This window comes from Trinickia sp., assembly GCF_057351765.1.
The window spans coordinates 66,524-86,285 of the sequence record NZ_JBMRBK010000036.1 but is presented as its reverse complement, the minus strand read 5'-3'; the positions used below and the strand labels follow the sequence as shown (position 1 = coordinate 86,285).

Below are 19,762 nucleotides of genomic sequence, written 5' to 3'. Positions count from 1 at the left end.
ACCTCAAGGAGAATCACATGCAGAACGCTCGACGCGCCGACACGACCATAGAAGGGATCGTGCCGGTCATGTTGACACCGTTCGACGAGTCCGGCGAAATCGACTACGGCGGACTCGAGCGGCTCATCGAGTGGTATTTGCAACATGGCGCCGATGCTTTTTTCGCGGTGGCGCAATCGAGCGAGATGCAGTTTCTGAGCCTCGCCGAGCGCGCGGAGCTGGCGCGCTTCGTGGTCGATCGCGTTGCGGGGCGCGTGCCCGTCGCCGTTTCGGGACACATCAGCCATGCACCGCAGGCGCAGTACGAAGAATTGAAGGCAGCAGCCGAATCGGGCGCGGACGCAGTGGTGCTCGTCACCAACCGGCTCGATCCCCATCGCCAAGGCACACAGGCTTTCCGGGAGAACCTCGAGCGGCTACTGTCGCGTCTGCCGTCCGATTTGCCACTGGGGCTTTACGAATGCCCGGCGCCTTACCGCCGGCTACTGACCGACGAGGAACTGTCCGTTTGCATCGATTCGGGGCGGTTCGTGATGTTGAAGGATGTCAGTTGCGATCTGGACGTCTTGAAGCGGCGCATTGCACTGGCGAGCGGCTCGCCGCTCAAAATATTGAACGCCAATGCGGCCATTGCATGGGACGCAATGAAAGCGGGATCGGCCGGTTTTAACGGCGTTTTTACGAACTTTCATCCGGATCTTTACCGGTGGCTCAGAATGTCGGCGCACACGGCGCCCGAGCTGGCGCAGGAGTTGTCCACGTTCCTCGTCGTCTCCGCCGTATCGGAATCGCTTGGCTATCCTGCGCTCGCGAAGATTTATCACCAGCGCATCGGCACGTTCGCCTCGATTCGCTGCCGCGCGATCGACTACGACGTCCGCGAACGCTTCTGGGCGCTCGATGCCGTGCTCGACAGTATCGTTTCGGGCACGGAGCATTTCCGAGCGCGCATCGCTGCTCTGAAATAAGCAGCAAGGCCTGCACGCGCAGCGCTCAACGGCTGGGCGTAGCGCTCATACGCTGCGATAGGGCGACAAAAAGCCGGACTGAAGAGTCCGGCTTTTTGCTGTTCCCCCGCAACCGGTGGTCAGCCGGCCTCCGCCATGCACTTTTTGACCGACGACGTCTTGGCGGCGCCATGCAGCGGTTTGCCGTCCTTTCCGACCGCCTTGCTTTCACACTGGGCGCTCATGGACTTCTTGGCATCGCGCTCGCATTTCTTCATGAACGAGGCTTTGGCGGCGCCGCTGAGGGGCTTGCCGTCCTTGCTCACTGCCTTCGACTCGCAATCTCCGCCTTTCATCGTACTTGCGGCGGCAGCAGGGGCGGCCGGTGCCGATGCAGCGGTTTGAGCCAGTGCGACTCCCGTGGCGAACATGCTGACGATAGCTGCTGCGACAAACTTTTTGAACATGACCGTCTCCTCATCGAATAGCGCGAAGCCGATTGCTTCAATCCGTAAACGGCGCCGAAGCCAACCGGTTGACCGGAAAGCGCGACAAGTTAGCGTGGTGGAGTGGCGTCGCCTGCTTTCCTGCGCATCTCATTGAGCATCTGGTCGGTGACCGCCTCGTCGAGGCCCAATGCGTCCACAGCAAGATAGAAGTCGAAGGGAGAGACGAGCCCGGAATCCTTGGCCAATGAAAATATTGCCAAATCCAGTTTCTCCGCGCGGCCAGGTCCCGGGAAAAGCGTGCATGCGCCCTTCCACAGCAGCGTGCGCCCCATCGGATCGTGATCGTAGGCGACCTCGGCAAGCGGGACGAGAGCACTGTTGAAATAGCGCGAATCCGGCACGGTCTGTCCGGTTGAGTCCAGCGCCAGCTCCGGCAATTGCATGCGTTCGAACGTGATGTCGGCCATCACCTGAGGCAGCGGGCGTGCATCGGTTCGTTGGACCAACGCCGAAACGACTTGATGCAGGAGATCCGCGTCCTCGCGCGAATGGGCAGATTGTCCGACTGCGTCCAGCAGCCGCTCCCTCAGTGCGTCGATTTGAACGGTGCGCAGCCCCCCGCACATCGACTCGAGGGCTACGAGCTTGTCCCAAATCCCGCTCACTGGAGATTGCGGTTGCCCCGGTTTGGCCGCCACAACCGAATCGACGGTCAGCTCATGCACGATCTCGTCAATTTCGCGCATTTGATCAGCGGAAAATACGGCATCGCTTGCGGCGGATCTGCCCACCGAGGCTCGGCGTGGCGGCGCGCTGGCTCGAGACGTGGACCCGGACGAAGATATCTGTTGAAGGTCGCTCAAACCGCCCGTCGCGGCCGGGCGCCGTGCCGCGGCAGGCGGCGCCTCGGGCTGCGTTGAGCTGGAATCCAGTTGGTTCGGAGCGCGTTCGGGCCAACCCGAACCGCTTGTATTCGTTCTGTGCAACCCATTCATGTTCACTTCCTTTTGGCTTCGGAGAGACGGGGATGTGGACGCGGAAGTCGTTACCGCGAGACAACGCAGGCCTGAATGCCGCTCGCAATCGCCCCCGATAAGCGATCGATCGTCTCCGGGCGCGCGAGGCGCGCTTCCTCGTCGGGGTTGACGATGACCCCGGCTTCCACGAGAACCGCCGCAATGGGCGCCGTACGCAGCACGACGAGGTCGTCGAACCGATGAATGCCGAGATGGGCGTCGATGAGGGGCCGATTCTCCCCGCGTATTGGCTGCGCATGATAAAGCGAGGGCCTTTCGCCCGCGGCCAGCAATTGGCCGGCGATAGCCCGCGCGCAGTTCAAGCTTTTCGCATAGGCGGGATTGCGCTCGGAGACAAAAATCGCAAAGCCGCGGAATTCCCGTTGCCGTCCCGCGTCGATGAACGGCTGCTGAATCGAATCGTGATGGATCGAGACGAACAGGTCTGCGTCGGGGGCCTGCGTCGAACGTGCGCTGAGCGCGATCTCGCGGCCGTCGGCCGCCGTGCGCATGACGCGGTCGCCATCGGCGTGTAAGCGCTCCGCTACGGCCGCCGACAGATCGAGGTTGTAGCGGTATTCGACGCGCCCGCTCGCGCCGGTTGCGCCGGGGCGGGCAGGCGTGTGGCCGGTATCGATCACCACATAGGGCATCCGCGAAGCGCATAGCGCAACGGAACCGTGGAAGAACGCAAGGCAAACGAAGACCGTCCGCGCGGCTCGTAGGCGCGCACTGTTTTTGAAGTTCATGGGAATCGACACGTCAACGCTAGGCCGAACGAATTGAGTCAAAGTGACGTGGATTATCACATTCATATCGGACACCGTTCGGAACGCGCTTCGCCAAGGTCCCTCTAATTTCGCCCCGCGCGGAGCGTGCACCACTCGCCCGTTGGTTCAATGAACACGACGTTCATGAATTACACGAGGCATCGATGTCGAGATTGAGGCTGTCGCTACCCGTACTGCGCAGAACAAGCGCGCCCGCCGACGAAGCTGCTTCGAACGGGCGCACCTCAGCGCAGCAAAGTTCCCCGCCATTGGCGAACCCCGGGCAGCCGAATGCCGGTCGCAGCCGCGACCGCAATCCCATGCTCGGCAGGATGTCTACGGCTGTGCGCGGTGCGCGGGTAGCGGCCGCACCGGCGCCGCGCAATGCACCGCCGTCTCAGCCGCTCGTCATTCGGGAGCCGTCCTCGGAACCGGTTCCCTTGCCGCGCGCCGTCTCGGGCAAGGGCAAGGCACCCATGTTCGATGAACATGGGCCGGAGCTCGCGGGCATCGAGCCAAACGTCGTCGACCGAGAGGGCGTTGTTGCCAGCACATCGGCATCGGTCACCCCGGCCAAGCGCTATCAAGCCCATCCGGGCGGGGGATGGGGCATGCCGATACTGCTGGGCATCGAGCCGTTGGCTTCGCCGCGGATCGGCTCCGACGGCTTGCGGCTCGCGCTGACCCGATCCTCTCAGGCAGGCAGCGCAAAAGCCGATGTATTGTTGACGCAGCTTGCAGGCGTCGCATCCCACCCGGACGTGGGACCGGCGCAAGCGCCAAGCGGCAGCCCCGCCGAACTCGGTATGCGACTGGCACGCGGCGACATGGCCGCGCTCGCGCCACTCCTGACGCTGACCGCGCGCGTGCACAGCAGCGCGAAAGCCGCAACCGAGACATCGGCCGCCGGCGCGATGGCAGCTCTGGCTTCGAGTGGCAATGACGGCCCCCGGACGCTGGGCGCCCGACTGCAAGAGGCGGTCGATCACCTCGATGAACTCGAGCTCGCGCTCGACTTCGCGCCCGACGACGGTGACGGGGTGGCCCGCGCACGCGCGCAACTGGAGGCCGCTCGCGCAGCGCTCGACGCCATTCAGGCGGACTCGGTCCATTGCACATTGCAGCGCGCCATCGACACGCACGAGCTCATGCCCGAAGCGTCGGTGATCGGCGAACTTGCGATGCTGGGCACGCTGCGCCCCGCAATGCTGGACTCGAGCGACAGCGGCCGTGACCGCTTGGCGCAGGAGGCATCGCGACTCGCCGACGGTCTGCGTGCGATGATGGCCGCATCGGTCGACGGCGAGCATGCGTTGATCCGCGAAGCTGGCGGTGCGGCCCTCAGCGTGTCGTCCGTATTGACGGGCGCCGCTGAGCGCGTGGCCGAACTCCGTGACGAGATGCCGGTCGGCTCCGCTCGGCATGCGCTTGCCGGTTTGTCCGCGGCGCTTGCCTCGGCGCAGACATGGCTTGCCGATGGTCCCGCTCGGGAGCCCGTGCCGCGTCGCGCTGCGCAACTCGTACCTACGCTTGCTTCGCCGTTTCGGGCGACCGTCGCAACCGATGCTGCGGCAGCGGCCGAGCACAGGAGCGAACTGACACGACAAAGGACCGCGCTCGCTCAGTTGCCGAAGCTGGCCGCACGGCTGTCCGCACAGCTGCCTTCCGGCACTTCGCCTGCCGAGCGCGATCGGGCGCTCAACGATGCAATCGCGAACGAGATACGCCGCTCGCTCGGACCGCATACGCCGCTCGATACGCGCATTGAACTCGCGCGCGTCGCCATGCACTTCGCCGCAGGCGGCACCGTCGAGCAGCAGCGGCTCGCACGCATGCTCACGAGTGCCGCGTTGGACACGGAGCGGCCAAGCGTCGACCAGATCCAGCAAACGGTTGGCACATGGGGCGGCGCCGCACGCGTTCACGCGCTGCACGATCGTCTAGGCGACATCGCGGCCGAGCTCACGCCCGCGGAAGCAGCGGCTTTCGTTGGGACGCTCGAGCGCACCTGGATTCTCGATACCGCGCCTCGCCAGATGGTTTCCCTGCGAGATGTGGCGCGCGCCGTCATATCGCGGCAACGGCCCGCGGCATTCCAGCAAGAGCGGGCGATCAATTGGCCCGACGACCCGAAATGGCTGGCCAGCACCCGGCAGCGCTCGCGCATCGTCGATGACTACTTGAACCAATGCAGCGGACCGCGCGGTGCCGATCGCCGTTCGGCGATCGAGGGGATCGTCGACAATCGCACGGCGTTCAAGCAAATCCTGGCCCTGGCGTCGGACATGGACGCATTGCGGGGACATCGTCATCATTTCGTCAGCTTTGCCAAGGCCCTCTTGGCGGGGGATGACGACCGCATCGAAAGCGGCAATCGGCCTGCCGTCGAGTCAGCGCAGCGCTACGAGATGCTGCATGCGTTGATTGCCCAGCTGCCGGCGTTCGGGACGGCATCGGGCGATCGCCAAACGGTGGCCGACGTCATGACGCTCGTGCTCCAGCAACTCGAAAAACGTCATCTCCTCCCACATCACAAAGCGCGCCTCGCGAAAGAACTGATCGAGGTCACCGGACATTTGGCCACGAGCCGCTACAGTGGGAGCGATGCCCATCAATCGCACGCGCTCGATGCGATCAAGGCAGGCCTGGCCCATTTGCGCGGCGGCGCACTCGCGTCGCTGCTGCAGGAGCTGCTCCTGTCCAGGGAAGGTTGGAGTGCCGAGCGCGGCGCGCACAGCTTATTGCCGCGATCCCGCGGCCAAAAGCGCAGCATGGGATGGTCGGCCGTCTTGCCGCCGATCACCGTCGCCGCGGGCGTCACCGTTGCCTGGCGAACCGCCGTCGGACGCAGCAGCCCCAAAAGCAAAGCGCTGGACGTGGCACTCGACGCACTCGAACGCGATGTCGCCTGGAACCTCCGAGAGCGTACGACGCAAAGCGCTGCATTCCTGCCGCTCTATCGCGAATTGCTGCGTTCGCTGTCGACTACGGCCGAGCAAGGCGATGCGAAGTCGAAGACCCACCTTGCACGTGTGCTGGGCTGCGTCGTGCAAGGCACGTTGCCCACGGAAATCGACGCGCGGCAGCGCGATCAGCTCTTTTCGCAGGTGATAGGCGACGATCCCGCATGGCGCGCGACGCTCGTGAAAACGCTGACCGTGGCTGTCAAGGAACGAAAAGGTGCGGCCAGTACACCGCTGGCGCGGATCCATGCGGCGCGCTATCTGCAAAATCTCCTGGCCTGCGGCACCGGGGGGCTCGGCGACGCCGAGCGCAAAGCGGCGCAGGCCGCGATCGATCGGGCGGTGGCGAGCAAATCGGCCGACTGGACCAACGCCAGACAACGCTCGGTCCTGTTGGCAATGATCCGCGAAGCACAACGCGACGGCATGCCGGTACGGCCCGAAGCCGCGAGTGTGGCCGCGGCCAATCTATTGCTCGGATTGCGCCCGCAAACGTTCATCGAAGACGCGCGTGAAGCGGCGTCGACGGTGCCGCCGCTGTTGCAGCTCTACCCGCTGCTCGACGAGCGGTCGCGGGCCGAGTTCAGAACCGCGCTGCACGATATTGCACCCGAGGTGCCGGCGCCGCGGGGGCCGGCTGCACGCAATCAACTGCCGCTGCTCAGTTTCGCCACGAGCCTTGCGCGCTTCAAGGGCGGTGCCGAGGCTGCCGAGGAACTCACCGGGTTGCTCAAAGCGGTGTGGCCGCGCTTGAACGACACCAATCAGCAAGCCGCATTGCACGACATGTTCGAGGCGTACGACGAGGCGACGCCCGAGGCGCGCGACGCTTTGCTGTCGGTCGTCGCCCAGCTCGAGGACGAACGCCACTTCGTCAGCGGAGCAATCGCGCTCCTTGCGAACGCTCTGCCGTCGACCGCCTCCGAGACCGCGTCGCACGAGACACAAGCCCGCCGCGTCATCGATACGGTGTTGAACCGGATTCCCGATTTGTCGGACGAAGCGCTATCGGACCTCGCGAGCCATATCGTGCGCGACAGCGGCCCTGCGCGGCAAGCGCTGATCGATGGTTTCCTCGCTACGGCGGGCCGCCTCGAACCGCGATCGCTTGCCGAAGTGCTAAGCGCGGAACTCGATCGTCTTGGCACGCTGTCGGCTGCGGAAATTGCAGCCGTCGCAAACGGATGGCGCGCGATGGCGGACGCAATGGACGACAGCAAGGCCACTCAGCGCGATACGCTGCGGCTTTTTGCGAACGTTGCGACCGGGGCGCGCAGCGATGCCGACGCGGATCGAGTGGTGGAGGGCGCCGCGATGGCCGTAGCGGTCCCGGCCGCAGCCGCGAGCCAACTGCTGGCCGTGCTGCCCACGCTGCCGAGCCGGATGCAGGCCACTGCACTGCGCTACATCTCGGGCGAAGGCGCACCGGCCGACATCCGCGATTCGGTCGTCGACAATCTGTTCCGCGATTTTGCGACGGCCGATGCCGCACGCCGCACGCTCGCCATCGAACTCGGCGGGCCCACCGCCGTCGGCCGTGCGCTCGAGGCGTTGGCGACGGCATTCGGCGCGCCGCAGTTGCACAATGGCACCGCGGTGACGCGCCCCGATCTCGACCAGCCTTTCCTCGCCTCCGGCGGGCCCGACGGCTCGTTGCAGACGCTCCGCTCGGCGCTGATGGCCCCGCAACGCCGTCCGCAGGAGATCGCCGTTGCGCTCGAGGCGATGGCGGACCGGTTCCAGGCGCTGCCGCTCGCCTATCAGCGGCAATTCCGGGAGCTGTTCGAGGAGCGCGGCCGGCAACTGCCCGATGCGTTACGCGGGCGCGTGATCACCACGCTCGCGCTGGCGAATCCCTCGCTTGCCGAAAAAGACGAATTCTCCGCGATTGGCCGCGAGCTGCTCGACCGTCATCGTGCCGACGGCGTGCCCGGGGTTGCTGCCGTGCGTTTGGTCGGCGGCAGGATAAACAATGCCGATGCCGCACTCGCCGCGCTGCGGCGCACCCGCCTATCGTCGTTGAAGCCTGCTCAAGTCCAGTCGCGCAACCCCGATTCCACCGCTGCCGCGAGCCCGAGCGCCGGATAGACCGTGTCGACGGCCGCGAGATCCGCTCGCATTTCGGCGATCAACCACTCGCGAACTTCGGCGACGATCGGCCGCAGCGGCTTGCCAGGGGCCCACGACAAACAGCACATTCGATTCGTCACGAGCAGCTCGTCCTCGGCAGGCACGAGGGCGTGCTGCGCGAGCCAGTGCATGACCACGCTGACCCACCCTAGCGCGATTCCCTGGCCGAGGAGTGCGGCCTGGAGGACGATGGCGTAGTCGTTGAAGCTCAACACGCCGCTCGCATGACGCGTCTCGTTCCTGAACGCCGCGAAACGCGTGTGCCAGCCGCGCTCTTCGTCGTCCATCACGATGACCGTATCGCCATGCGCATGCCATTCGTCGGTGCGTGCCATGTCGCGATAGCGCGGATTGCAAACGGGCAGCAATATCTCCGGCATGACCGGCACGCTGTTTTCGCGCATTTCACCCTGCTGCACGAAGCGCATGCCAAGGTCGACATCGCCGAGCGGCCCGCCGATGCGGCCCGAGATCAGTTGAAAACGCAGATCGACCGAGGGAAACGCCTGATTGAGCCGGCTCATCCGCGGCATCAGCCAGTGTGTCGTGAAGGCGGTGGAGACCGACAGCGTCACGGGCTCGACGCCGGTGGCGCGCGCTTCGATCTCCCGAATGGCATCCTCGATTCCGTTCAATCCCTCCGAAATCTTCCGATACAGGATCCGGCCGTTTTCGGTCAGCTCGATTCCGCCATGCACGCGCTCGAACAGGCGCACGCCGATGTGGTCCTCCATGCGCGACAGCATACGGCTGACGGCCGGCTGGCTCACATACAGCTCTTGCGCCGCACGCGTGAAATTACCGCAGCGCGCGGCGGCTTCGAAGACGAATAGCGCATTCGCGCTTGGCAGTTTTCTGCGTAAGCTGGGCATGACCTGATGTTATGCCCAATCCAACAATTTGGGAATTGCCGCCAAAAAGACCGACGCCTATATTTCCCACATCGCAGGCTGACATGAGCGGGAGACAACGATGGATGCACGAGCGAAAGCGGGCGTATCGATTCGATCCGCGGCGAAGCATTATGGCCCGGTGGTAGCACTCGACGACGTATCGCTCGATGTCTCTCAAGGCGAGTTCGTGTCGCTGTTGGGCCCGTCCGGCTCCGGCAAGACGACGCTGCTCGGCATACTCGGCGGGTTCGTGCAGCCCAGTTCCGGCAGTGTGTGGGTGGGCGAACGCGATATTACATTTGCGCCGCCGCACAAACGCAACATCGGGATGGTCTTCCAAAGCTACGCGCTCTTTCCTCATATGAGCGTCGGCGAAAACGTGGCGTTTCCGCTGCGTGCCCGCCGCGAGGCGAAGTCCGGCTGGGCGGCCAAGGTGGCCGAAGCGCTCGCGATGGTCGAGCTGCGCGGCTACGAGAACCGGCGCATCAGCGAACTTTCGGGCGGCCAGCGGCAGCGCGTCGCGCTCGCCCGCGCGATGGTGTTCGAGCCGCAATTGATTCTCATGGACGAACCGCTCTCGGCGCTCGACAAGCAATTGCGCGAGACCATGCAGCTCGAGCTGCGGCGGCTTCATCGCCGGCTCGGTGCGACGATCGTCTATGTCACGCACGACCAGCGCGAGGCGCTCACGATGAGCGACCGTGTCGCCGTATTGAAGGACGGCAGGCTCGTGCAAGTCGATACGCCCGAACGCCTCTACGACCGGCCTTGCAACGCCTTCGTCGCGAGCTTCATCGGCGAGGCGACGCTGTTGCCCGTCGCACGTGCGGGCGCCGACGCGGTGACGCTCGGCGATACGGTGCTCCGTACCGCCTATCCGTTGCCGAGTGCGGGCGCGCTGCTGCTCGCCGTCCAGACGGAAAAACTCGTAATCGACACAGGCGATGCACCGCCCGACGCCAATCGACTCACCGCGCGCGTGACGGAGGTGCTGTACCAGGGCGAAAGCCTGCGCGTATTCGCGGCGCTCGCGGATGGCACGACGGTCAGCCTGCGCCAGCCGGGTAATCACGCCGCGCGGCAGCGTGTGCCGCCGCCGGGCGCATCGGTATCGGTGGTGCTGTCGCCGCGCGACACCATCGTCGTCGCTGCGTAAGCAGCCAGCGCGTACTCGCGTACGCATTTTCATCTTCGATTTTGTCTTTCACCCAACCGCAACGCCATCAAGGGATGAACTCATGAAGCTCACTGATTTCAAGGTGCTGACATTCGATGTGGTCGGCACACTCATCGACTTCGAACGGGGTGTACTCACGTCGGTGCGTCGCCTCGGCGGTCCTGCCGCGAAAGATCTGACCGACGACCAGATCTTCGAGCCGTACATGCGCGGCCGCGCAGCGTTCCCCGGGCGCTCGAGCCATGCGATGGCGAATGTCTATCTGGGTCTCGCCAAGGAGTTGGGCCTGCCCGACGACGCACAATCCGCCGCGGCATTCCAGCGCGACGTGCTCGATTGGCCGGCATTCCCCGATTCCGTCGAGGCGCTCAAGCGGCTGCGCAAGCACTTCCGGCTCGTCGCGATGACGAATGCGGACCGCGTCGCGTTGTCGGCGTATGCGCATACGCTGGGCGATCCGTTCGACGATTCCGTCTGTTGCGACGAAACCGGCGTCGCGAAACCCGATCCGCAATTCTTCGCATACAACCGGGGCCGCCAGGCGGCATTCGGCTATAAGTTCCGGGACATCCTGCATACCGCGCAAAGCCAGTACCACGATATCGGCATCGCGACGGAACTGGGCTACGCCACCTGCTGGATCGAGCGCCGCCGCGATCAGAAGGGATTCGGCGCGACGCCCGTGCCGCGGAAGGTCACCACGCCGACGTTCTGCTTCCCGACGCTCGCCGCGCTGGCGGACGCGGTCGAATCCGAACTCGCCACGGCTTGATCATGCTCGCGCCGCTCGCTTCGACGTCGCCGCAGCCGGATTCGTTGTGGCGCCACCTCGCCGCACGCACCGGCACGCTCGATCTGCCGGTCGGAGCGGGGCAGCTCGCCAGCGACCTGCAGACCGAGGTCGCCATTGTCGGTGCCGGCTATTCCGGTCTCGCGGCCGCGTATGCCTTGAGCCGGCGCGGCGTGCCGTGCGTCGTGCTCGACGCAAACCCCGTCGGCTGGGGAGCGAGCGGCCGTAACGGCGGTGTCGTGTCTTCGAAGTTCCGGTTGTCGTTCCCGTTCATCGCTACGCACTACGGGCTCGATGTCGCCAAGCGCATGCACCGGCTCGCACATGAGGGAGTGCGCGTCGTCGAGTCGTTCGTCGACGAGTTCGCCATCGCGGGTGCCGAATTCGAGCATACGGGCAGTCTGCGCTGCGCGCATACCGAGCGCGCGCTCGCGGCCTGCATTGCCGAGGCCGATTGGGTGCGCACGTCGCTCGGGGATCGGACGATGAAGCCGCTCACGCGCGCGCAGACCGAGGAGGAAACGGGTTCGAAGGGCTTCGTCGGCGGCGTATTGAGCGAGGACGCCGGTACGATCCTGCCGCTCGAGTATGTACTCGGCATCGCGCGTGGCCTGGCGGCCCGCGGGGTGGCGATCCACGAATCGACGCCCGTGGTCGCGATGGAGCGCACCCGGGGCGTGCCGGGTGTCGTATTGCGCACGCCGGCAGCGACGGTGCGCGCGAAGCAGGTGATCGTCGCGACGAACGCCTATTCAGGCATCACGCAGGCGACGAGCGCGTATCAGCGCGAACTCGTGCCGTTTCGCAGCGCGATGATCGCCACGGAGCGGCTGCCGGCAGCGCTCGACGCGAAGCTGATGACGGCGCGGCGCAGTTATACCGAGACGCGCCGGATGATGAAGTGGTTTCGACGCGCCGACGGCCGCATGCTGTTCGGAGGCCGCGACGCATTCGGCAAGGAAGGGCAGAACACGGGTTTCGAGGCGTTGCGGCGCGCCATGATCGCGCTCTTCCCGGATCTGGCGGGCGTGCCCATCTCGTTTCGTTGGTCGGGCTACGTCGGCATGACGTTCAATGCGCTGCCGCACGTGGGCCGCAGCGACGACGCGACGGTCTTCTGCCTCGGCTACAACGGCGCCGGCGTCGCGATGGCGAGCCTCGTCGGCCAGCATGCGGCCGCGCTCGCGCTCGGCGAAACACCCGATCTCGCGCTCCTGGCGCAAGACGGGCTGCGGCCGGTCCCGCTCCATTCGCTGCGCGCACCGGGTGTCAGGCTCGTCGCCGCGTGGTACCAGTTTCTCGATGCGGTGGGGGTATGATGACGACTGTCAGGGGAATCGTTTCGGAGGGCGAATTGATACGGCCGTCCGCCGCCGATACAGCACAGCGCTATCAGCGGCGCGAAGACCGCGCAATGCTGTTCTTGATGGCGCCCGCGCTGGCCATCGTCACGGTATTGCTCGTCGTGCCGCTCGCGTGGCTGTCGTGGCAGTCCATTCGCCAAGACGGCGGGTTCACGCTCGCGAACTACCGGCGCATTTTCAGCGGCACTTATCTCGACACTTTTGCGCTGACGTTCAAGCTGAGCATCATCGTGACGGGCGTGACGCTGCTGCTGGGCTATCCCGTGGCCTATCTGGCCGCATCGGTTCGACCGAGGCTGGCGGCGCTCATTCTAGGGATGGTGATCCTGCCGTTCTGGACGAGCGTGCTCGTGCGCACCTACGCATGGCTCGTGCTATTGCAACGCACCGGTCTCGTCAACAAGGCGTTGCTCGCATCCGGCCTCATCGATCATCCGGCCCGGCTCGCCTACAACCAGTTCGGCACGATCATCGCGATGGTCCATATTCTGTTGCCGTTCATGGTGCTGCCGCTTTACTCGGCGATGCAGAAGATCCCGACGAGCCTGTCTCAAGCGGCGGCGAGCCTCGGCGCTTCGCCCACCCATGCGTTCTTCCGCGTGTTCCTGCCGCTATCGATGGGAGGCGTCGTTGCCGGTGTCACGCTCGTATTCGTGCTCTGTCTCGGCTTTTACATCACGCCGGAGTTGATGGGCGGCGGCAAGTCGATCATGGTGTCGATGGTCGTGAGCCGTAATGTCGAGATCTACAACAGTTGGGGGGCCGCGAGCTCGGTGAGCGTCGTGCTGCTGCTTTGCGTGTTCGCGATCTTCTATGCGGCGAGCCGTGTCATTCCGCTCGACAAGACCCTGGGGGCAAAATGAAACCCAATCCGCTCGCGCGTGGGATGCTGATCGCATCGGTTGTGCTGATCCTCGCGTTTCTGATGATTCCGGTGCTGATCGTCGTGCCGCTGTCTTTCTCCGATACACGGTTCATGACGTTTCCGCCGCCCGCGTTGTCCCTGCGGTGGTACGAGGCGTTTTTCGGCAATCCCGACTGGCTTGCGGCCGCACGCACCACGCTCGCGGCGTCGTTCTTCGCGACGGCCATCGCGACGCCGGTCGGCGTGGCGGCGGCATACGCGATCGAGCATGGCACGCATGCCTGGATCCGGCGGCTGCGGACCGTGTTGATGTTGCCGCTGATGGTGCCGATCATCATCGTTGCCGTCGGCGTGTTCTTCGTTTATTCGAAGCTCGATTACGTCAATACGCTGGGCGGGTTGATCGTCGCCGACGCGATGCTCGGCTTGCCGTACGTGGTGATTTCGGTGGGTGCGGATCTGCGCTCCTTCGACCATGCGCAGGAAATGGCCGCGCGCAGTCTCGGCATGAATCGGCTACGCAGTTTCCTGACCGTCACGCTTCCGCAGATTCGCTCCAGCGTTGTCTCTGGTGCGGTTTTCGTCTTCATTCAGGCACTCGATGAAACGGTCGTCGCGTTGTTCGTCTCGGGCGGCCCGAACCAGACGCTCACGCGCCGGATGTTCGTGACGCTGCGCGACGAGATCGATCCGACGATTGCCGCGATCAGCACGATGCTGACCGCGCTTACGCTGACGCTCGTGCTGATTGTCGTCATCAGCCGCCGCGGCGGCGTCGCGCAAGCTGCCCGCGCCTGAGCATTTCCGACATAGCGAGATTCGACCGGAACCCTTATGAACAATGCATTGAAGTTCTATATCGACGGCGAGTGGGTAGCGCCGGCGGGCAACGCACGACTCCCCGTCATCGATCCGTGCACCGAGACACCGTTTTCCGAGATCGCGGTTGGCGACGCGCGCGACGTCGATCGCGCTGTTGCCGCGGCCCGCCGGGCATTCACGACGTTCTCATTGACCGACCCGGGCGAACGCATCGCGCTCGTGCGCCGGATTCTCGATGCCTACCTCGCACGCTACGACGAGATCGCCGACACCATTTCCCGTGAGATCGGCGCGCCGCGGCCGTTCGCGCACGAATGGCAGGCAGGGCTCGGCCGTCGTCATCTCGAGGAGTTGCTGCGCACCTGCGAGACGTTCGCATGGCAGCGCAGCAAGGGAACGACGCTCGTGCGCTACGAGCCCGTCGGGGTCGCGGCGCTGATCACGCCATGGAACTGGCCGATGAATCAGATCGTCAGCAAGGTGGCACCCGCGCTCGTTGCCGGCTGCACGATGGTGCTCAAGCCAAGCGAGGTTTCTCCGCTGAATGCCGTGCTCTTTGCCGAGGTGCTCGATGCGGCCGGCGTGCCGCCCGGGGTGTTCAACCTCGTACAAGGCGACGGCCCGACGGTCGGTGCGGCGTTGTGTTCGCACCCAGGGATCGACATGGTCTCGTTTACCGGTTCGACGCGAGCCGGCGTGCAGATCGCGACGCTCGCGGCGCCGAGCGTCAAGCGCGTGCACCAGGAGCTTGGCGGCAAGTCGGCGAACCTCCTGCTCGACGACGTCGATTTCGAGACTGCCGTGACGAAGGGTGTGAACAGCTGCTTCAGCAACAGTGGGCAATCGTGCAACGCGCCGACGCGGATGCTCGTCCCCGCAGCGCGTCACGAAGAGGTGCTCGAGATCGCCTCGCGCGCGGCCGCCGCGCATTGGGTCGGACCGGCCGACGCCGCGGGTACGACGATGGGCCCCGTCGTCAGCAATGTGCAGTTCGAACGCATCCAGCGCTTGATTGCGGCCGGCATCGAAGAAGGTGCAAAGCTGGTGACGGGTGGGCTGGGCCGCCCCACCGGCCTCGAGCGCGGCTATTACGTGCGGCCGACCCTGTTCGCCGATGTGCGGCCCGATATGACGATTGCCCGCGAAGAGATCTTCGGCCCCGTGCTGGCGATACTGCCGTACCGCGACGAAGAAGAGGCGATCTCGATCGCGAACGATACCCCGTACGGTCTTGCCGCCTACGTGCAGTCGTGCGACATCGAGCGTGCGCGTCGCGTCGCGTTCCGCATGCGTGCCGGCAGCGTCTATCTGAACTACCCCGCATGGGACCCAGGATCGCCGTTCGGCGGCTACAAGCAATCCGGCAATGGGCGCGAGTATGGGGAATGGGGGATTGAATCGTTCCTCGAGGTCAAGGGTATCGTCGGGTACGGCAGCCGAGACGCGGTGCTCGGCTAACGCACTGCCCGCAGCATATCCGCGATGCGCTCGGCAATCATGATCGTCGGCACGTTCGTGTTCGCGCATGGAATCGACGGCATCAACGACGCGTCGCAGACATAGAGCGCCTCGACGCCGTGCACTGCGCCGTCCGGGCCTGTCACCGCGAGCGGATCGTCGGCTGCGCCCATCCGGCAAGTGCCCACCGGATGCCATGTGCCGCCGACCGACTGTTTGACGAAGGCGGTCAGCGCCGCATCGTCGGCAAGCAGCGCATCGAGCGCGATCCCTTGCGTAATGACTTGCTCGATCAACGTTGCCCGCAGCGGCCCCGCGATGTCGAGCAGCGCGCTCAGTGCGCCGCGCTGCACGGCATTCCATCCGCTGGGTCGCGCGAGCGCTGCGACGCGCGGCGAATAGCTCGTGGCAAAGCGCGGGCCGAGCCGTGCGGCGAGCAGGGCGTCTGCAAGCGTTGCCGCTCCGAACCGCATAGCGCCTTTGAGCCGCTCCAGATCGCGGGGATCCGACAGCATTGAAAAATCGACCGTTGGCTCGTCATCAGCCCCCGCGGACGCGAGCGTCACGCGGCCGCGCGAATACGACTTGTTGACCCAGAAGAACATCGTGCCCAGCCGATAGCCGACCGAGTGCCAGCCCGAGCGCGACAGGATCGCGCCGTGCATATCGCCCGCAGGCGTGCCGGGCAGTCCCGACGAGTAGCGGACGATGGCCTGCTCGTGATGCTCGTCCGGAAAGGGCGTGCGCATCGTGCGGGGCAGGAAGGCCGATACGGCGATCGACGGATGTTCCATCAGATTCCCGCCCACGCCGGCGCGCGCCGCAATGACCTCGATGCCGAGCCGCCCCAGATCGTCGGCCGGACCGATCCCGCTGCGCATCAGCAGCGCCGGGCTGTGGATCGCGCCCGCGCAGACGATGACATGCCGTGCGCGTGGGGCCATGAGCGTGCCGTCGGCAAGGCGTATCTCGGCGCCGGTTGCGCGGCGCCCGTCGAATCGCACGCGCTCGACGAGCGCGTCGGTGTGTACTGTGAGGTTCGGCCGCGCGCGGGCGGCTGCATCGAGATAGCAAATCGATGTGGGGATGCGCTCGCCCGTCTCGCTGACGGCGATCACGCCGGCAAATACGCCGTCCTCCCATGGCCCGTTCTGATCGTCACGCAGGGGATAACCGCGGCGCGCGAGTGCGGCGACGACACCGTGCACGAACGGCGATAGCCGATCCGCGGTTGCGCGTCGGACTCGCAGCGGCCCGTTCGTACCGTGGAGCGGACCGGTGAAATCGCAGTCGGTTTCCAGCGCCCGAAAATACGGCAGGCAGTGTGCCCAATCCCAGCCCGATGCCCCCAATTCCGCCCATTCGTCGTAGTCGGCGGGCGCGCCGCGGTTGGCCATAAGCGCATTGATCGCAGAGCCTCCGCCCAGCAGCCGCGCCTGTTCGTAGCGGCGCCGGGCGGCCGGCGCGCTCATGCGAGCCTGCAACCGCCGCCAGATGTTGCGCGTGTCCAGATACGCCCGGCCCGGATACCGGCTGCGAATGTCCGCGGGCATCGACGCGTACGTGAGATCGCGGCCCGCCTCGACCAGGCATACCGTATGGTTCGCGTTCTCGCTGAGCCGCGCGGCAAGCACGCAGCCGGCGGAGCCGCCTCCGAGTATCAGGTAGTCGAACACAATCGAAGAGCAGAAAAAAAGCGCCGCAAGCGGCGCAGTTGGAAAGGGAAAGCGCTCGGCATCGGCGGTGCGCAGCCCGCACTGACGAGCGTTTCGGGTATTACTGCTGCATGAACTTGAGCCAGCGTGCCTTCGCCTGGACGCCGGCATCGGACGCCCACCATTCCTCCGACATCAGCGCCTGTTTGCTTGCATTCTCGGGCGAACTGGGCAACTCGCTCGCGCGTTTCGCCGAAATCTTGCCCGTCTTGTATGCGGCGGGATTGCCTGGGCCGTAGTCGATATAGGTGGGCAGATTGGCCTGCAGCTCGGGAGACTCCGCGGCGTCGATAAAGCGTATCGCATTGGCCAGATTCGGCGCATTTTTGAGCACGCAGAGCTGTGTATTTTGGAGAATCCCGTCGTTGTAGGTGAAGGCGATATCCGGATTGTCCTTCGCGACGGTGCTCGCCCGGCCATTCCAGATCATTTCCATGTCGACCTCGCCGTCATGCAACAACTGTGCGGACTGGCCGCCCGAAGTCCACCAGACGGCGATGTCGGGCTTGATTTGCGCGAGTTTCTTGAATGCGCGATCGACATCGAGCGGATAGAGCTTGTCCCGGGGCACACCGTCCGCCATGAGCGCCGCTTCGAGCACCGTCTGCGGATCGTTGCGCAGCGCGCGCGTACCGGGGAAACCCTTGACGTTCCAGAAGTCGGCCCAGCTTTGCGGGACCTTCTTCACGGTCTTCTTGTTATAGCCGATCACGGTGGAATAGAACTCGTATGCGACCGAGTAGGGCGTCCGGTATTTCTCGGGAACCGCCGCCGCGTTCGGCATTTTCGAAAAGTCGAGCTTTTCGAGCAGCCCCTCGCGACCGCCGCGCAGGCAGTTGGATGTAGGCGTGTCCACGACATCCCAGATCGGCTTGCCCGTTGCGCCTTGCGCCTTGATTTGCGGCCATGCGTCGGGAATGCTGTCCTGCTTGATCGTGATGCCGAGCTCCTTCGCGGCCGGATCGAGGATCGCCTTGGTCTGGGCTTCCTGATAAGCGCCGCCTTGCGAGACGAAGGTTATCTGTCCCGCGGCGAACGCAGGTGCGGTGCCCGCGCACCCGATCGAGAGTGTTATGGCAACCGGGCACAAGGTCTTCAATTTGATCACGGCTCTTCCTCGACGCAGTAAGGGAAAACACTGTCCGTGGCGGGTTCGTCAACGTTTCCGCACGGCGGCCCGGAGCAGGTCCAGCATCCGGTTGCTTCGAATATAGTGAGCCAATTTCGCGGCCACAACGCCGAAATTGTTTGAGTCGGTATGACTTGATGTAATGCCCGCTTGCGGGTCATGCAAATCGACGCGGGGGCAGGCGACTCGACGAATACGGCAGATGCATCGGGACATCACTGTTGCCGAGGTTCCGCCGTAGACCCACGAATGACGAGCTGGGGTGCCGATGTATGAACGACAGTCGAGTCCGTCGCGCGTCCGCTCATCAGATCGATGAGCAGACCGATTCCCTTTTCCGCAAGTTCGGCCGTGGGAATAGCTACGGTAGTCAGCCCGGGCCGCGATTGTCTGGCCGGAACGATGTCCGTAATACTGACGACCGAAAGATCGTCGGGTACCGAGTATCCCAAGTCCGCGGCCGCGTTCAATACACCCAACGCAGGAAGATCATTCGATACGAACAACGCCGTCAGGTCAGGGCGAGAAGACAGCAGTTCCGTGGCAACGCGATATCCGTCCTCGAAGGAGTCCTCGGTGAAACGTTCATCAGCCGCCACGCAACGAATCTTCGCTTCACGCATGACCTCTCGATAACCCGCATAACGCGCCCGGTGAATGCCATTTTTCCGGCTGCCGATGATGGCGCCAATGCGCCGGTGTCCCAGTTCGACGAGGTGGCTCGCCGCAAGCTTCGCGGCAGCTTTGGCGTCGAATGTCACGCACGGAATGCCGGGCGGCTCGTCGGGCAGTTCCCACACCGATATGGCAACGGGGATGCCGCGCTGCTGGAGCTTGCGCAGCTCCTCTATCGGCAGGTCCCCGAAGTTCGCTACGAGCACCCCGTCGGATAGAGAACCCGCGACCTGCTGCAAAAAGCTCATCCCGCGATCCGGCTCGTGATCGGTGTTGCACACGAGTAGATGGCGCTCATGCTTGAGCGCGGACAAATTCGCGGCAAGCGTGAATTCCGGATAGAACGGGTTCGTAATGCAACTCAGCATCAATGCGAGCGTCGGAGCCTTGCGCTCTACGAGCGCGCGCGCCGTCAAGTTGGGGCGGTAGCCTTGTCGTTCCACGGCATCGAGTACGCGCTGTCGTGTCTCTTTTCCGACGCGCCCGCGTCCACGCAGCACATTCGATACCGTCATGACCGAGACGCCGGCGTCCTCCGCTACCTCTCTGATCGTGACGGCCGGGGTGAAATGTCTGCTGCTCATGGCGGGTGGTTTCGT

Annotated in this window: 15 protein-coding genes; 8 read left to right on the top strand and 7 right to left on the bottom strand. The window is 64.8% G+C overall.

The window, feature by feature from the left end; translation table 11 throughout:
- The first annotated feature begins 17 nt into the window (after positions 1–17).
- Entirely contained in the window at positions 18–968 is a 951-nt protein-coding gene (locus ACO1XS_RS08755; RefSeq protein ID WP_440559181.1) for a dihydrodipicolinate synthase family protein, read from the top strand.
- A gap of 119 nt (positions 969–1,087) precedes the next feature.
- Here ACO1XS_RS08755 and ACO1XS_RS08750 read toward each other — a convergent pair whose 3' ends face one another.
- The 3 genes from ACO1XS_RS08750 to ACO1XS_RS08740 all read right to left on the bottom strand — a co-directional run bounded on the left by ACO1XS_RS08750 (position 1,088) and on the right by ACO1XS_RS08740 (position 3,161).
- Entirely contained in the window at positions 1,088–1,414 is a 327-nt protein-coding gene (locus ACO1XS_RS08750; RefSeq protein ID WP_331568152.1) for a hypothetical protein, read from the bottom strand.
- Positions 1,415–1,503: 89 nt separating this feature from the next.
- Positions 1,504–2,142 (bottom strand): hypothetical protein, encoded by a 639-nt coding sequence (locus tag ACO1XS_RS08745; RefSeq protein WP_486390458.1) that lies wholly within the window; start codon positions 2,140–2,142, stop codon positions 1,504–1,506.
- A gap of 299 nt (positions 2,143–2,441) precedes the next feature.
- Complete coding sequence (locus ACO1XS_RS08740; protein ID WP_486390457.1) at positions 2,442–3,161, bottom strand: N-acetylmuramoyl-L-alanine amidase family protein; 720 nt, start codon at positions 3,159–3,161, stop codon at positions 2,442–2,444.
- A 353-nt stretch (positions 3,162–3,514) separates the two neighbouring features.
- Here ACO1XS_RS08740 and ACO1XS_RS08735 point away from each other — a divergent pair, with 353 nt between their 5' ends.
- The gene (locus ACO1XS_RS08735) at positions 3,515–8,233 is read left to right on the top strand and encodes a hypothetical protein (RefSeq protein ID WP_486390456.1); all 4,719 of its coding nucleotides are present in this window, start codon (positions 3,515–3,517) and stop codon (positions 8,231–8,233) included.
- Here ACO1XS_RS08735 and ACO1XS_RS08730 read toward each other — a convergent pair.
- Complete coding sequence (locus tag ACO1XS_RS08730; RefSeq protein ID WP_331568148.1) at positions 8,176–9,147, bottom strand: LysR family transcriptional regulator; 972 nt, start codon at positions 9,145–9,147, stop codon at positions 8,176–8,178. The two genes, ACO1XS_RS08735 and ACO1XS_RS08730, sit on opposite strands and share 58 nt — an antisense overlap.
- 100 nt (positions 9,148–9,247) lie before the next feature.
- On the opposite strand from ACO1XS_RS08730, the gene ACO1XS_RS08725 reads away from it, so the two are divergent.
- The 6 genes from ACO1XS_RS08725 to ACO1XS_RS08700 all read left to right on the top strand — a co-directional run bounded on the left by ACO1XS_RS08725 (position 9,248) and on the right by ACO1XS_RS08700 (position 15,644).
- On the top strand, positions 9,248–10,324 hold the full coding sequence (locus ACO1XS_RS08725; RefSeq protein ID WP_440559176.1) for an ABC transporter ATP-binding protein: 1,077 nt from the start codon (positions 9,248–9,250) through the stop codon (positions 10,322–10,324).
- 82 nt (positions 10,325–10,406) lie between these two features.
- Positions 10,407–11,117 (top strand): HAD-IA family hydrolase, encoded by a 711-nt coding sequence (locus ACO1XS_RS08720; RefSeq protein WP_481579021.1) that lies wholly within the window; start codon positions 10,407–10,409, stop codon positions 11,115–11,117.
- 2 nt (positions 11,118–11,119) lie between these two features.
- Positions 11,120–12,454: an NAD(P)/FAD-dependent oxidoreductase gene (locus ACO1XS_RS08715; RefSeq protein WP_331568145.1), complete on the top strand. Its 1,335-nt coding sequence runs from the start codon at positions 11,120–11,122 to the stop codon at positions 12,452–12,454.
- Positions 12,451–13,362, top strand: a complete 912-nt coding sequence (locus tag ACO1XS_RS08710) for an ABC transporter permease (RefSeq protein ID WP_486390455.1) — start codon at positions 12,451–12,453, stop codon at positions 13,360–13,362. The genes ACO1XS_RS08715 and ACO1XS_RS08710 overlap by 4 nt, the downstream gene beginning before the upstream one ends.
- Positions 13,359–14,162 carry an ABC transporter permease gene (locus ACO1XS_RS08705; RefSeq protein WP_331568143.1) on the top strand — a complete coding sequence of 268 codons (804 nt, stop codon included), beginning with the start codon at positions 13,359–13,361 and terminating at the stop codon, positions 14,160–14,162. The genes ACO1XS_RS08710 and ACO1XS_RS08705 overlap by 4 nt, the downstream gene beginning before the upstream one ends.
- A gap of 36 nt (positions 14,163–14,198) precedes the next feature.
- Positions 14,199–15,644: an aldehyde dehydrogenase family protein gene (locus ACO1XS_RS08700; RefSeq protein WP_331568142.1), complete on the top strand. Its 1,446-nt coding sequence runs from the start codon at positions 14,199–14,201 to the stop codon at positions 15,642–15,644.
- Here the strand turns inward: ACO1XS_RS08700 and ACO1XS_RS08695 are convergent.
- The 3 genes from ACO1XS_RS08695 to ACO1XS_RS08685 all read right to left on the bottom strand — a co-directional run bounded on the left by ACO1XS_RS08695 (position 15,641) and on the right by ACO1XS_RS08685 (position 19,747).
- On the bottom strand, positions 15,641–17,320 hold the full coding sequence (locus ACO1XS_RS08695) for a GMC family oxidoreductase (RefSeq protein WP_486390454.1): 1,680 nt from the start codon (positions 17,318–17,320) through the stop codon (positions 15,641–15,643). The genes ACO1XS_RS08700 and ACO1XS_RS08695 overlap by 4 nt on opposite strands.
- A 100-nt stretch (positions 17,321–17,420) precedes the next feature.
- Positions 17,421–18,467 (bottom strand): ABC transporter substrate-binding protein, encoded by a 1,047-nt coding sequence (locus ACO1XS_RS08690; RefSeq protein WP_331568140.1) that lies wholly within the window; start codon positions 18,465–18,467, stop codon positions 17,421–17,423.
- A 236-nt stretch (positions 18,468–18,703) separates the two neighbouring features.
- Positions 18,704–19,747, bottom strand: a complete 1,044-nt coding sequence (locus ACO1XS_RS08685; protein WP_331568139.1) for a LacI family DNA-binding transcriptional regulator — start codon at positions 19,745–19,747, stop codon at positions 18,704–18,706.
- Positions 19,748–19,762: the final 15 nt, after the last annotated feature.